Below are 15,735 nucleotides of genomic sequence, written 5' to 3' on the forward strand. Positions count from 1 at the left end.
TATAGCGCCGATGGTACTGCATGGGAGACTGTGTGGCAGAGTAGGACGTTGCGAGGTAAGATAAAAAGATAGTCGTTTAGGCTATCTTTTTTTGTGTTAAAAAAGGTATAATTATATGAGTTATGAGTTATGAGTTATGAGTTATGAGTTATGAGTTATGAGTTATGAGGAAAGTATAGATATAATACTTACATATAAGAGCAAAAAATGTAGGGTAATATGATTTATATTTTGATATCCTTATATTAAAAGGGAGGGAGATAAATGGATTGGCTTCAAAGAATAAATGGTGCTATGAACTATATTGAAGATAATCTCACAGAGGATATTGATTATAGCAAAATAGCAAAAATTGCCTGCTGTTCATCCTATCATTTTCAGAGAATGTTTTCTTTTATTACTGATGTTACAATGGCAGAATATGTGAGACGAAGAAGGTTGACTTTGGCTGCTTTTGAGCTTCAGAATAGTAAAATAAAAGTGATTGATCTAGCTGTAAAGTATGGATATGAATCTCCAGAATCTTTTAGTAGAGCTTTTCAAAATATGCATGGAGTTACTCCTAGTTTAGCACGAGAAAAAGGAATTCAACTAAAAGCTTATCCAAGAATGTCCTTTCATATTTCAATAAAAGGAGATGTAGAAATGAATTATAAAATTGAAGAAAAGGATTCGTTTAAGGTATTTGGAGTAGAAGAGATAATTGATACTACAGGAGGAAATAATCTTGTTAGAATACCTAGAATGTGGAGTGAATCTTTTGAAAATGGGACATACAAGCGTTTAGAGGATGCAGCTCCAAAAGGACAAATTCAAGGATTATGCAGTGTGAATGCAATAATGTGCTATCGTTGTACTGATACAGATACTTTTCCTTATATGATAGGTGCAATTGATTTTAAAGGAGATGCAGAAGTTCCAGAAGAGTTCACTTCAATTTCTGTACCTGCATTAACTTGGGCTATATTTAAAACTGAAGAGCATAAAGAAGAAGAAACTACTGAAAAGATTCAAGATATATGGAAGCGTATTTTTCCAGAATGGTTTCCCAATTCAGGATATGAGCATGCAGAAGGTCCAGAACTTGAATTATATTATTCTTTAGGTAAAGATAGATGCTATTCAGAAGTGTGGATACCAGTAGTAAAAAAATAGAAAATTTATTTAGGTAAGACTCAGGCAAAAGCTTGGGTCTTATTTTAGGCATACAGAAAAGTAATCGAAAATTGATTTTTTAAATGTAATGTGGTTAAATTGATAGAGATAAGTCACATTCACCAAATGAAGCGTGTATTGTGGAGTATAAGATATATTTAAAAATACTTTTAAGTAAAAGGAGATTAGTACAAATGTTGACATCAATTTTTTTGTTAATATTTCAAGGGATTTCAGGTGGAGTCTCAGGATATATTACAAATAAATATGCAGTAGATATGCTTTTTAAGGAATATACACCATTAAAGTTAGGTGGAGTAATTAAAAAGAAAAAAGAAAAATTTATAGAAGAGATGAGTGAATTAGTTGAAAGAGATGTGATAAATTCTCAGACATTAAAAGCACAAATCTCAAGCAAAAATTTTAATACATATATTGAAAAGATAGCAGAAACTGTTTTTGAAAAAGGGTTAAAAAGTAATCTTGAAAACATTAAAATTAGTGAAATGCCTGGTTTTAGTACTACTGTAGCTAAAAGTGAAGAGTTTGCTATAAAAAATCTTAATTTATTCATACCAGAGATACTTGATAATATTGCTAACAACATTAAGTTAGACAATATTATAACTGATGAGCAAGTTTCTAAAATAGCAGAAGCTTGTTATGATTTATTAACAGAGGAAATTGAAACTAATAGTTCTGTAGATGACTTTCTATATAGTCTTTATAAAGAAAATGAAGACATAACACTTTCTAATGTTTTTTCAGATGATATACAGAAAAAACTTACTACAAATATTATTAATGAAGTTAAGTCTATTATAAAAGAGAATATTTTAAACAATGAAGAAAAATGTAAAATGTTTGTTGATAAGCTTCTTTTAAGTGCAAATGTTGATTTAACTCTTATAAAAGTACAGGGATTAATAGGAGATTATGAATTCAATCAAATTTTTAATAAATCTGATGAAAAGGAGTTTTCAGTAAGTTTATTTAAGAAAATTAATGAATTTATTAAATCTGAGAATGGGAAAAACTTATTAGAAAGTTTAACAAATGACATAATACTAATTGGTAAAGATATAGAATTTACTTTATATGAAATACTTCCAAGTGAAATTGAAGAATCTCTTACAGAGTTCATAAGAATAATAATTCCTAAAGTTATGCCATACATTTCAGAATGGATTTCTAGCAATAAGGATAATCTAGATGAAATGATTGAAGAAGCTATTGACGAAGCTATTCAAGGTGTTGATGAGAATATAAAGAAACTCATTATATCAAAAGTTAGAACTGCACTTATGGGGGATATCTCGTCAAAGAATAATATTGTAAGTAAAGTTATTGATTATCTTAATAATAATTTTAATGAGGAATCCTATAGTAAATTAGCTGATTACATAATAGCATATTTAAAGGAAACAAAAGTTAAAGATATTATTATTAATCTTGAAAATAAAAATTTAATTGATTTAGATAAATTAGTGAAGTTTCTTACAAAGGAATTTGAATTACATGGCGAAAAGTTAATAGGTAAAATAATAAAATTGCAATTTACTAAAAAGATACATAAAGTTTTCAATGTAGATTTAGTGAAATTATTTAATGAAAAGTTTAAACCAACATTATATAAAAACATATTTGATAATAAAAACAATATAGCAGAAAAATTAAATTATTTAATTGATAATTTCATTAATTCAAAAATAGATAAAATCTTTAATACTAAGTTGAGTAATCTAATATCAGAGGATTCTGTTAAAAACTATTCTAAAGACATTGGGAAATTAACTCACAAATACATAAATACTGATAATAGTATTATTGAAAGACAAATTAGTGATTATATAAGGTCTGAAGTTAAAAAAGCAGATTTATCGTTAAAGCTTAAGGAGTATAAAGTGGATATCTCTAGGTTTATTGTGGATAAGTCTATAGGGCTTATGAGCAAAACTGTGGATAATTATAAAAACTATGAATTAAAACAATTTGTTAATATGAATTTCACTAAAAAACAATTATCAGATATATTAATCAATGAAGGTTATCCACTATTGATTAATAAGTTGCCGGGATTAGTTGATGGAAAGATTAAAGAATTTGTTAAGAATAATTTAAATAAATACAATGAAGATGAAATTTGTGATATAGTTCAAGATTTTATGGGAAATCAGCTAAAACCTCTTTCTGTTTTTGGTGCATTTTTAGGGGTAATAGTAGGAGTAGTGTGGCAATTAATATATCCTATAAGTACATTAGGAAACTTTGGATTCCCTAATAATATTGTAGATGGATTAATATCTTGTGGGATTATGGCATTTATTGGTATTATTACAAATGTTATTGCTTTGTGGATGATATTCCATCCATATAAAGAAAACAAGATAGCAGCTAAAATACCATTTATAAAGAATTTTGCTACAGGATATATTCCAGCACATAAAAATGAATTTGCACTTGGTATGGCAAAATTGATAGATGAGCAATTATTAAATAAAGAAGAGATCAATAAGACTTTTGAATTACAAAAGCATAAGATCCAAAATTCATTAATGCATTTGGTTAAAAACAATGGTTACCAAATATTAATTGAGTATGTTAGAAATAAAAAATCGTCTATAACAAATTATGTTTACAAAAAAATATTAAAATATAGTGATGAAAATTCAGATTTATCAAGAAAACTATCGAAATTATTGGGTGAAGTTAAAGTTAATAAAATCTTAAAAGAAGAAAGTGTTTTTGATTTATCAGATAAGGTAATTAATAATATAATTAAGTTGAAAGATTGTTTAGTTAAGTTAGTACAAAATAAAATATCTTCTAATAATAAAGTAAATATTCTTATGCCAAAGGCACTTGTTTCTAAATTAGATGAATATGTTGAAGGTGAAACTTCAAAAGTTATTAATGAGAAAATTGAAGCTGTTGGAAATCTAAGTTTTGTAAAACAATATATTTATGAACAATATGAAGATAAATATAATACAACTATTGAAAAATCCTGTGAAGAAATTTTTGATAAAGAATTATTAGTTAATATTAAAAATCAGATGTCTGAAAAAGTATGTAACTACTTTTATAATGATTTTAAATATCAAGCAGCTAGTTCAGTAAAAGAATTTTTATCTAACGAATTAGATGGAAATAAGGATATTGGATCAATGTTTGATGGAAAAATAAAAACTTTAATCGAGGACAATTTATATCCATTAACTAATTTAGCTTCAAATAAAGTATTAACTTATTTACAAAAATATAAATTTGAAATCACACTAGAGGTTCAAGAAACAATTAAAGATGGATTAAATTTCTTTGAAAAGATAGCTTATGCAAGTTTTGGTGGAGATGAAATAGCAGGAAGAGTTGTAGAAATAATATTGAGTGAAAAACTACCAATAATGTTTAAGTATGAAACGGATAGTATGGTAGAGGTAGCAAAGGCTGCATTTAAAGACGGTATATATCCTGTGAAAATGAGTAGTTTAAAAATTGAAGCTGATGATTTTAATATATCTATAATAATGGATAATATTTCTGATAAGCTAAATAGAAATATTGAATCAAAAGAATATATCAGTAGGGGTGTAAAACTAATACTAGAGTCTATAAGTTCAACACCTATTGTTGATTACCTTAAGCCGTGCAATTTAAATAGTTTAGAGTTAATATATAATAAATTAAATAATGAATTTAGAATTATCGAAGAGGACATTTACAATAATATTAAAAAGAATAGTACAGTATTATCGAAAGAATTAAGTGGATTATTAAAGAAAGAAATTATTGTACCATTGTTAAACTGTGATAATTCCATAATTTTTAATGAAATAAAAGCAATAGAAATTGAAAAAAGTGTGAGTAACATTTTAAATTTAGTTACTTTAAGTAAAGAAACAAAGAAGTATCTAAATAGACTTCTAGAAAATATTCATAAAAATACAATTTCGAAATTGTCAATTGAAAAGTTCGTTGATATGGATGTATTAAATAAGGATATTAACAATGTTATTAAAAATATTTTTGGCAATAATGAAATTAAGGAAAGAAATGTGCTTATTATTAATCAGATTGTCAATAATGCAATAGATGATGGTTTTGAGTTTATTTCAGATGAAACTAAGGATTATTTATTAAATAAAACAATAGAAATAGGGTTATATTCAACGAATGAATACATTATACCAGTAGTGCAGGAAGTTGATTTAAGGGATATAACACTTAGACAAATGGATTTACTTAACCCAAAAGAAATTGATGTATTGTTTAATTCTTTTGCTGGAGATCTTTTCTATAAACTTAAGCTTTATGGAGTATTCGGCTTTGTGTTTGGAATTAATGTATGGCTTTCAATGATTTTATTGGCACTTGATATTAAGCACAGCAGTAGGAATTAGTTAGAGGAGTTAAGAGTTAGGAGTTGAGGGCGAAAAGCCTCTGGATTTTCTTGAATTAAGTTAGTGTAGAAATTCTTAAAGGAATTTCTACACTAACTGTAAACTGTAATAAGAATGTGGTAAACTAATGAAAGGAATGGAATTATAAGGAAGAGGTGAGAGAATGCCGGATATAGATTTATTTAGTATTGTAAGTAAATATGCAAAAGCCGAAAGTTTTGATTTCACTGGATATCTAATGTATAAGGATAAGGAAGTAGCAGAAATTAAAGATACAAACTTTGTAAAATCTTTTGATGATAATTTATTACCTGGTGTTCTTAATGATAAAGCATTAGAAAAAAGCTGGTACTCAACCTCATTTACTAAGAATAATTACAAACCTATATTAAATGAATATAATTATGAAATGCCAAATATAAATTTTGATAGCATAAAATTAATTATAAGTAATACACTTAAGGGTTTTCCGAGTTTGGAAAGTGATGCTGAATTCAAAAATGTAGTACTTAAAATAATAGAGAATAATTATAATGAATTGTTAAATTAGAAGTCAATAAAATTTAAACTGACTAACATGGCTAAGAATTTCAATGAAGAAATTCACAATAACAATTAATTGTGTTAGAATAGTGAGAGTAAATAAGGAAGTATAACAATTAGTTTTATACTTCCTTTATTATTAAGGAGGAAATTTACGGATGAATAAAATTTCAGATGATATCTTATTTAAGGTTGAAAAGCCAAGTAGATATACAGGCGGGGAATTAAATGAAGTTGTTAAAGACCCAAAAGAAGTTGACATAAGATTTGCATTTTGCTTTCCAGATGTTTATGAAGTAGGAATGTCTCATTTAGGGAGCAGAATACTTTATCATACTATAAATCAAAGACCAGATACATATTGTGAAAGAGCATTTGCACCATGGCCAGACATGGAGGAGCAAATGAGAAAAAATAATATACCATTATTTACATTGGAGACTAAAGATTCTTTAAAAGAATTTGATATTTTAGGATTCACTCTTCAATATGAAATGAGCTATACAAACATTTTAAATATGCTTGACTTATCAGGGGTTACCTTAAGAGCATCAGAAAGAGGAGAAGATGAACCTTTAGTTATGGCTGGAGGACCTTGTGCATATAATCCAGAGCCACTTTATGACATCGTTGATTTCTTTGAAATTGGTGAAGGCGAAGAAATGATGGACGATGTTTTAGAGGTTTATAAGAATTATAAAGATAAATGGAATAAGAAAGAATTCTTAAGAGAAATATCTAGAATTCAAGGGATATATGTACCTTCATTATATGATGTTATATATAATGAAGATAATACAATAAAAGAATTTAAGCCAAAGTATGAAGATGTACCAAAGACTGTAAGAAAGAGAATTATTAATAACTATACTAAGGTAGATTTTCCTACAGAAATAATAGTTCCTTATACTGAAATTGTACATGATAGAGTAGTATTAGAATTATTTAGAGGATGTACAAATGGATGCAGATTCTGCCAAGCAGGTATGATTTATAGACCAGTTAGAGAAAAATCCAGAGAAGATTTAAAAGAACTTGCAAGAAAATTAGTTAAGAGCACTGGATATGAAGAAATTTCTCTTTCATCTTTAAGTACTTGTGACTATTCAGATATAAAAGGCTTAATAACAGATTTAATAAATGAACATGAAGATAATAGGGTTGGTATAGCACTTCCTTCAATTAGAGTTGATGCTTTTTCAGTTGACTTGCTTAAAGATATTCAAAAGGTAAGAAAAACTGGATTAACTTTTGCTCCAGAAGCTGGATCTCAAAGAATGAGAGACATAATAAATAAAGGGCTTACAGAAGAAAAAATACTAGACGCAGCAACAAGTGCTTTTGAAGCAGGTTGGAAGACTTTAAAGCTTTACTTTATGGTTGGACTTCCATATGAAGAATTAGAAGACTGCAAAGGCATTGGAGAATTAGCGGAAAAAATGGTGTATAGATATAAGCAAGTACCTAATAAGGTAAACAATAATAAGGGCTTAAGACTTACAGTAAGTACTTCAATCCTTGTACCAAAGCCATTTACTCCATTCCAATGGTCACCAATGGCTAAGTTTGAGGATGTTACTGAAAAGATCAAAGCAGTTAAATCTTCAATTAAGTCTAAGTGCATAGTTTATAATTACCATGAACAAAAGACATCTGTAATGGAATCTGTTTTTGCAAGAGGAGACAGAAGATTATGTGATGTTTTAATAAAGGCCTTTGAAAAAGGTGCTAGATTTGATGGGTGGGATCAATACTTTAAATTCGATATATGGATGGAAGCTATGGAAGAATGTAATTTAAGTCCTGATTTCTATGCATATAGAGAAAGAAGTTATGATGAAGTATTGCCTTGGGATTTCATTGATATTGGAGTTAATAGAAAATATTTAGAAATAGAAAATGAAAAGGCTAAAAAAGTGGAATTAACACAAAACTGTAGAGAAGGCTGTACAGGTTGTGGATTCGATGTAAACTTTAAAGATGGGAAGTGTTTTGAAGGTGCGATACTTAACTAAATTTACTAAAGAAGAAAATATTAAGTTCATATCACATTTAGATGTGCTTAAAACTATTCAAAAAAATATTAGAAGAGCTGGATTACCTATAGAATATTCACAGGGGTTTAATCCACATATGAATACTTCAATAGCACAACCACTATCTGTAGGAGTATATTCAAGTGGTGAATATATGGATATGGTGCTTACAACTGAAGTAGATGAAAAGGAAATTATAGATAAATTAAATGAAACAGCACCAAGTGGAATAAAGTATATAAGTGCTACAGCAATTCCTTATAAAGAAGGAGAAAAGAAAGTACCACAAGCTATGGCATTAATCGATGCAGCTAGATATATTATAAAAGTTAAGTATTCTAATACTACTAAGTTAGAAGAAGAAATGGATAAGTTATTAGAAGTTAAAGAATGGATAACTATAAAGAAAACTAAAAAAGGTGAAAAAGAAGTTGATATAAGAGCTTTTATTAAGGAAATAAGCTTTTGGATAAAAGATGAGTATTTAGTATTAAATGTAGTAATAAGCACAGGAAGTAGAGAACACTTAAGTGCAGACTTACTAGTAAGCTACATTCAAGAAAAAACATCAAATGCTATGGTAGATTATTTTGTTAATATAAAAAGAGAAGAAATGTATTTCTATAAAAATGATAAACTTATGCCACTTGGTTCAGTTAAGAGTTACACCTATAAAAAGAGCAGCTATGCTGCAACAACGGAACTTAAATAAAAAGAGCAGCTATGCTGCAACAACGGAACTTAAAATGAGTTAAGAGTTTAGTTAGGAACTCTTCCTTTAAGAGTTATGTCTCTTCTTTTGGAAGAGTTCTAAAAGTTTAGAGTAATAAATAATATGAGTTTGAAAAATAATAAGCTGATGTTTGTAATTCTTAACTTGCTTATTGAAATATTGATTTATAGCGTTTATATTTTCAGTTGTACATTTTACATAGAATTTAATCTTCAAACCAAAACTGTAAACTGCCCACATGGTATTCTAAAAGGCATAAACTGTAAACTGGAAAGGCCGGTGTTTAAGAGTGAAAGAAATTTTTATTGAGAGAAGAGAAAAGATTTTAAGAATAGCTATTAAATCTAATAATGAATTGATTGAAAGTATTGTTGAAGAAAATAATAATGAGCCAATAATTGGTGAGATCTATAAAGGAAAAATAAAAAATATTCTCCCAGCTATAAATTCTATTTTTGTGGATATTGGATTAGATAAAGAAGGTTACATGTATTATAGTGAAGAATTAAAAGCTAAAGGCATCAAGAAAGGTGAAGAAATATTAGTTGAAGTAATTAAAGAACCTATTAATGATAAAGGTGCTAAATTATCTTCGAAGGTTTCAATTCCCGGGAAATATGTTGTATTAAATTGCTATGAAAAAGGAATAAATTTTTCAAAAAGAATAGAAGATAATGAAAAAAAGAATATTATTTTAAACAACATTAAACCTTTAGAAAATGTTAGTATAACAATAAGAACTGAAGGCATAAATGTAGATTTAGTAGAGCTTAATGATGAAATAAATAAGCTTTATAAGGAATTTGAAAATATAGATAATAAAATGAAGCATTCGCTAGGTCAGAAAAAACTTTACGGAGAAGACTTAAGTTTAATAAAGATATTAAACAATTCAGATAAAAATGAAACTACTAAAATTTATGTAGATACTGATATTGACTTTGAAAAAATAGAAATGTTTGTAAGTGGGAAAGAAAATGTCAAATTAGAAAAACATGATAATTTTAGAAATCTTTTTGACTTCTATGGATTAGAAAAGGAATTATTAAAATTAAGACACAATAAAGTGAATCTACCTTGTGGAGGATACATAGTAATAGATAAAACAGAAGCTATGTATGTAATTGACATTAATACAGGAAAGAATATAAAGGAAAGAAATTTTAATAAGACAATTTTAGAAACTAATTTAGAAGCAGCTAAAGAGATAGGAAAGCAAATACGACTTAGAAATTTAAGTGGAATTATAGTTATAGATTTTATTGATATGAGGGATAAAAGTCAAAAAGATATTGTAATGGATGCGCTTAAGGAAAGTTTAAAATCAGATAAGGGTAATATAAAGATATTTCCTTTTACCCAATTGGATTTAGTTCAAATCGCAAGAAAAAGACAAGGAAAAAGTGTATATGAGTATATGGAAGAAAAGTGTACCTTGTGTAAGGGAAGAGGAATGATTTTAAAGTTATCGTATATTGCAGGTTTAATTAAAAATGACATAGTAAGAATGAAAGAAGAAAATTCTATAAGCTGCTTTCATATAGAATTAGATAATATTTATAAAGATAGAGTTAATGAAGATATGTTTAATTTTATTAGAGAAATAGAAGCTTTAGATAAAGAAATATATTTAACTTATGTAGATAATATAGAAGGATATAAGATTGAACCGTTAATCTTCCAAGGGCAAAAAGATAATTTAAAAGATTATAAAGTTTCTGTTATTGAAAAATACTAGAAAGATACACACCTTTAAAAAGAGCAGCTCTGCTGCAATTAGGATCATCTCTTTAAAAAGATCAGCTCTGCTGCAATACGGAACTATTCTGCAATTAGGAATATTTTTAATTTTTGACATGTTAAGGATATCCAAAGCAAGAATTAGATATATGCGGAACTTACCGAAATTAAACACATATTTATTACAGCGGACTAATGAAATTTTCGCTGGATGGGTTCTAAGTGGAAGGATGCACCCATTTCTGCATGTTCCTAAAGTAAATTTATGACAAGCAGAAAGTGGAACAACCTTCCACTAATAACCATCACAGCTTAATTTCATATGCCGCTTGCACAAATATGTATCTAATTTCTAGTGTAGTGTTACGATTATAACTTCTCAATAATACACATATATTACATTTATAAGTTTGATTATTTATTTGGATATCTATATTTCTAAAAAAATACACAATTATAAAAAGGAGTTGTTAATACAGCTCCAATTTTTTTGCAAAAATTTTTTAAAAAAGATACACACCTTTAAAAAGAGCAGCTCTGCTGCAATTAGGATCATCTCTTTAAAAAGAGCAGATCTGCTGCAATTAGGATCATTTATAAAAAGGAGTTATTAATACAGCTCCAATTTTTTTTTGCAAAATTTCTTTAAAAAAAGATACAACGTTTACATCGACAGTGTTATAATATATATATAAACAAGTATATAATTAAGGGAGGAATAAATATGTTAGGTATAGTTATTCTTTTATGTCTTGTATTAGTTGCTTGTAATGCTTTCTACGATACAGATACAACTCAGCAAAATATGACTGAGATTAAATCAAAATCAAACAAATGATATTAAATAATTTAAATTTTAATTATATTTATAATATAGATCTTTAGCACATAATTTGTAAGCAATTACCACCTTACAAAAATATGTGCTACTTTTTTGTAAGGTGGTAATTGCTTAATATGTGATATTCATGGGGCACATTAATACATATTATAATTTCTTATTTTTTCTGTTAATATTGAATTATCTAACTTTTAATTATTTCATGTATCTATATACCAATTCATAACATCTGCTTTGAGTTGAATACGACAAAGATGCTTGGTATCCTATTTTCCCTAGTTGGCTTCCAACGCCTTGTAATTCTTCAGATTTTTTAGCCCTATTTTCTTTTTGTGTTATCCATAGAGTTTCTTCTTTGTTTAATCTTTTCATTTCATCAGATGATAATTCTTGTCCTAATAAACCATAGATTTCATTTAATTCTTTATCCCATTCATTATATTCTTTATCTGTTAGGACTAACATATCATGAGTTACACCAGACTCCGCATTTTTATATTCTTGAGATGACTGTATTTCTCTTTCTATGCTATCTAATTTATTCTTATAGTCTTGCTTATTAGCATTTATTTTAATCTTTGAATCTGTCATGTAATTATTCACTAATTCGTAACATCTATCTTTGGTTGACTGGTATAAAGATGAATTGTATGCGACAAGTTCAAATGTTCCACCTTTATAATCTGATGCTGATTTATTTGCTGAAGCTTCTTTCTGATTTATCCACTTAGTTTCTTCGCCTTGTAGATTTTTCATTGTGTTTTGAGGTAATTGCTCTTTTAATAAATTATAAATTTCATTTAATGCTTCATCATACTTTTCATAGGCTTCACCATAATAACTTCGCATAGCATTTGTTATTCCTTCATCTGAAGCTTTCTTTTCTGGTAAATTATCTAATTGCTTTTGTATGAAATCTAATCTTCCTAGAAATTCTTCACGTCTACCATCTATTTTATCTGCTGTTGTTGGTAATGATGACTCAGTATTACTTGTGCTGCCAGTTACTTGCTCATTTTGTTCTACTTTATCTGAATTATTTTGAGCTATTTTAGTATTATTACTAGCGCATCCAACTAATGTATTAAGTGATAATACTATTGAGACAATAATTACAGTTTTTTTATATTTCATTATTATTATTCTCCTTCAGAATACTCTGTTTATTTATAATTTATATAAGTATAATTAAAAAAGTAAAATATTATCAAGGATTTTTCTTCTTTATTAAACGCATTACTTTTTATTGCCTCTAAATCCTCATATGTTATATTATAACTCATATATGAAAGAATTAACTCGTGTATGATGTTATATATATCATCTAAAATTAATATAGCACTTATGAAGTTTCTCTTTTTTTGTTTTTTCACGACGATAATATGTTAATTATAGAAGATAAATCTGCAGGATAAAGGATTTCTTATTGTAACTCTATTAATTGACTAAAAAATAATATATGATTTTTTCTTTACACAATGAAAGAAATATGGTAAACTGGATTTTGTGAACCGCACACGTAAGGTTTTTTTAGAGAACAAAGTTAAATCTTTGTACCAAAAGTGGCGAGACCGTTATGAGGAGGTGTTTTAATGTACGCAGTATTAGCAACAGGAGGAAAACAATACAGAGTTCAAGAAGGAGACGTAATATACGTTGAAAAATTAAGCGCTGATGTTGACTCAACAGTAGAATTAAATGAAGTTTTAGCTGTAGGAACTGAAGAAGGTATCAAAGTTGGTACACCAGTTGTTGAAGGAGCTAAAGTTGTAGCTAAGGTTGCAGCACAAGGTAAGGCAAAGAAGGTTATAGTTTTCAAGTATAAGTCTAAAAAAGACTATAGAAGAAAAAATGGACATAGACAACCTTACACTAAGCTAGTAATCGAAAAAATCGAAGCTTAATATTATGATTAGTGTCAAAATTAATCAACACAAAGATAATATTGTTGGTTTTATAATAGATAATCATGCTATGCCAGCTGATCGTGACTTTCAAAATGATGTTGCATTAGTAGGTGAGGCGTTTGATATGGTATGCAACTCTGTATCAGTACTTTCTCAAAGTGTGGTTATTGGTTTGGATGAAGTTTTAATGCTTAATTCAACATATGAAATCAGTGATGGATACTTAAAACTAGATCTTCAAGATTTTAATCAAGAAGAAATAGAACAAGCGCAAGTTTTACTAAAAACTTTTGAAAAAAGCTTGGAAAGTGTTATTTTAAGTTTGGATGAAACTTTTGGATGCAAAAGACGTAGAGAATATATAACTTTAATGAAAGAGGAGGTGTAGTCACATGCTAATTATGAACCTTCAATTATTCGCTCATAAAAAAGGGGTTGGTAGTTCTAAGAATGGTAGAGACTCTGAATCTAAGAGATTAGGAGCTAAATCTGCTGATGGAGAATTTGTTCTAGCTGGAAACATTCTTTATAGACAAAGAGGAACTAAGATCCACCCAGGTGAAAATGTTGGAAGAGGTAAAGATGATACTTTATTTGCTAAGATCGATGGAATTGTTAAATTCGAAAGACTTGGTAGAGATAAGAAGAAAGCAAGTGTTTACCCAGTAGACGTTGAAGCAATAGCTGAATAATTATTAAGAAATAAAGCACTCTTAATTTAAGAGTGCTTTTTTATATGATATGATATAATGAGATAAGATTTTATACATATGAAGAAAAGTTATACAATGATTATTAGAAGCATATTTACATAATAATTAATTTTTAATATATAAGTTCTAATTAAGATTATACATCTCAATTCAAGAAATCCTGAAGGAATTCTTTATTGATTGATAATTGAACAATGATAATTGGAATATATATTACGTTGTAGAGAGAATATATTATATTGTGATTAGGAAGACTTTAATTATTGTAGTAATTATTAATAGGAAAAATATATAAAGAAAGGTGATTATATATGTTTATAGATAAAGCCAAGGTTTTTGTTAAATCAGGAAAAGGCGGCGATGGTGCTATTTCATTTAGAAGAGAAAAATATGTACCATTAGGCGGTCCTGATGGTGGTGATGGAGGAAAAGGCGGAAGCATAATTTTCCAAGTTGAGACAGGTATAACTACATTGATGGATTTTAAATATAAAAAGAGATTTATTGCAGAACCAGGTGAAAATGGTGGAGGCCAAAAGTGCTATGGTAAAGATGGTCAAAGTCTTTACATTAAAGTACCAATGGGAACTATCATAAGAGAAGCTGAAAGCAATAAAATAATTGCAGACCTTTCTCATAAAGGTCAAGAATTAGTTCTACTTAGAGGTGGAAAAGGTGGAAAGGGTAATGTTAAATTTGCTACACCTACAAAGCAAGCACCTCATTATGCTGAACCAGGAATGCCAGGAGACGAATTAAACATAGTATTAGAATTAAAGTTACTTGCTGACGTTGGACTTTTAGGCTTCCCTAACGTTGGAAAATCAACATTTCTTTCTATGACAACAAAGGCAAAACCAAAGATTGCAAATTACCACTTCACAACATTAAATCCTAATTTAGGAGTAGTTGCTGTAAATGGCATTGAACCATTTGTAATGGCAGATATTCCAGGAATAATTGAAGGAGCAGCAGAAGGTGTTGGTCTTGGAATACAATTTTTAAGACATATTGAAAGAACAAGACTTTTAATTCATGTAGTTGATATTTCAGGAATTGAAGGAAGAGAACCTTTTGAAGACTTTGTAAAGATCAATGAAGAATTGAAAAAGTACTCTGTTAAGCTTTGGGATAGACCACAAATAGTAGTAGCTAATAAGAGCGATATGCTTTATGATGAAAGCGTATTTGAAGACTTTAAAAAGAAAGTTCAAGAAATGGGCTTTGATAAAGTGTTTAAAATGTCAGCAGCTACAAATGAAGGTGTTGAAGCTGTAATGAAAGAAGCAGCAAGAATGCTTAAAGAAATTCCAATTAAGGAATTAGAAATTGCAGAAGATGAAATGTATATCCCAGAAGAAAAGAGATTTACTTATGAGATTACTGTTGAAAACAATGCAGAAGAAGGTTATGATGTTTACGTAGTTGAAGGTACATTTGTAGACAGATTATTAAGCGCTGTTAATGTAAATGATGCTGACTCATTAAGATATTTCCATAAAGTTCTTAGAAACAAAGGTATCTTTGATGAACTTAGAGAAATGGGAATTAAAGATGGAGATATGGTAAGATTAAACGACTTTGAATTTGAATACGTACTTTAATCAGTTAAGAGGTAGGAGTTAGGAGTTGAGGTAGAAAAGCCTACGGCTTTTCAAAAATATAAT

General features: G+C 28.2%; 11 protein-coding genes. 10 read left to right on the plus strand and 1 reads right to left on the minus strand.

Features of this window, described 5'->3' with window-relative positions; translation table 11 throughout:
- Positions 1-264: 264 nt before the first annotated feature.
- From L3B98_RS19270 to L3B98_RS19295, 6 genes are all read left to right on the plus strand, one after another.
- Entirely contained in the window at positions 265-1,155 is an 891-nt protein-coding gene (locus L3B98_RS19270) for an AraC family transcriptional regulator (protein WP_015395264.1), read from the plus strand.
- 194 nt (positions 1,156-1,349) lie between these two features.
- Entirely contained in the window at positions 1,350-5,555 is a 4,206-nt protein-coding gene (locus L3B98_RS19275) for a DUF445 family protein (RefSeq protein WP_238917893.1), read from the plus strand.
- Positions 5,556-5,718: 163 nt separating this feature from the next.
- A complete protein-coding gene (locus L3B98_RS19280) occupies positions 5,719-6,105 on the plus strand; it encodes a hypothetical protein (protein WP_238917894.1) in 387 nt (128 codons plus the stop codon).
- A gap of 151 nt (positions 6,106-6,256) precedes the next feature.
- On the plus strand, positions 6,257-8,113 hold the full coding sequence (locus L3B98_RS19285) for a TIGR03960 family B12-binding radical SAM protein (RefSeq protein ID WP_238917895.1): 1,857 nt from the start codon (positions 6,257-6,259) through the stop codon (positions 8,111-8,113).
- The gene (locus L3B98_RS19290; RefSeq protein WP_238917896.1) at positions 8,097-8,846 is read left to right on the plus strand and encodes a TIGR03936 family radical SAM-associated protein; all 750 of its coding nucleotides are present in this window, start codon (positions 8,097-8,099) and stop codon (positions 8,844-8,846) included. The genes L3B98_RS19285 and L3B98_RS19290 overlap by 17 nt, the downstream gene beginning before the upstream one ends.
- Before the next feature lie 310 nt (positions 8,847-9,156).
- Complete coding sequence (locus tag L3B98_RS19295; protein WP_238917897.1) at positions 9,157-10,605, plus strand: Rne/Rng family ribonuclease; 1,449 nt, start codon at positions 9,157-9,159, stop codon at positions 10,603-10,605.
- A 1,038-nt stretch (positions 10,606-11,643) separates the two neighbouring features.
- Here L3B98_RS19295 and L3B98_RS19300 read toward each other — a convergent pair.
- Positions 11,644-12,582 (minus strand): lysozyme inhibitor LprI family protein, encoded by a 939-nt coding sequence (locus tag L3B98_RS19300; protein ID WP_238917898.1) that lies wholly within the window; start codon positions 12,580-12,582, stop codon positions 11,644-11,646.
- Positions 12,583-13,040: 458 nt separating this feature from the next.
- On the opposite strand from L3B98_RS19300, the gene rplU reads away from it, so the two are divergent.
- The 4 genes from rplU to obgE all read left to right on the plus strand — a co-directional run bounded on the left by rplU (position 13,041) and on the right by obgE (position 15,672).
- On the plus strand, positions 13,041-13,352 hold the full coding sequence (gene rplU, locus L3B98_RS19305) for a 50S ribosomal protein L21 (protein WP_015395257.1): 312 nt from the start codon (positions 13,041-13,043) through the stop codon (positions 13,350-13,352).
- A gap of 4 nt (positions 13,353-13,356) precedes the next feature.
- Positions 13,357-13,743, plus strand: a complete 387-nt coding sequence (locus L3B98_RS19310) for a ribosomal-processing cysteine protease Prp (protein WP_015395256.1) — start codon at positions 13,357-13,359, stop codon at positions 13,741-13,743.
- Between the two features lie 4 nt (positions 13,744-13,747).
- Positions 13,748-14,047, plus strand: coding sequence for a 50S ribosomal protein L27 (gene rpmA, locus L3B98_RS19315; RefSeq protein WP_015395255.1), 300 nt, complete (start codon positions 13,748-13,750; stop codon positions 14,045-14,047).
- A gap of 332 nt (positions 14,048-14,379) precedes the next feature.
- Positions 14,380-15,672, plus strand: coding sequence for a GTPase ObgE (gene obgE, locus L3B98_RS19320; protein ID WP_077366289.1), 1,293 nt, complete (start codon positions 14,380-14,382; stop codon positions 15,670-15,672).
- The last annotated feature ends 63 nt before the right edge of the window (positions 15,673-15,735 follow it).

This window comes from Clostridium sp. YIM B02555 (assembly GCF_022320955.1).
In the GTDB taxonomy this organism is placed as follows: domain Bacteria; phylum Bacillota; class Clostridia; order Clostridiales; family Clostridiaceae; genus Clostridium; species Clostridium saccharoperbutylacetonicum.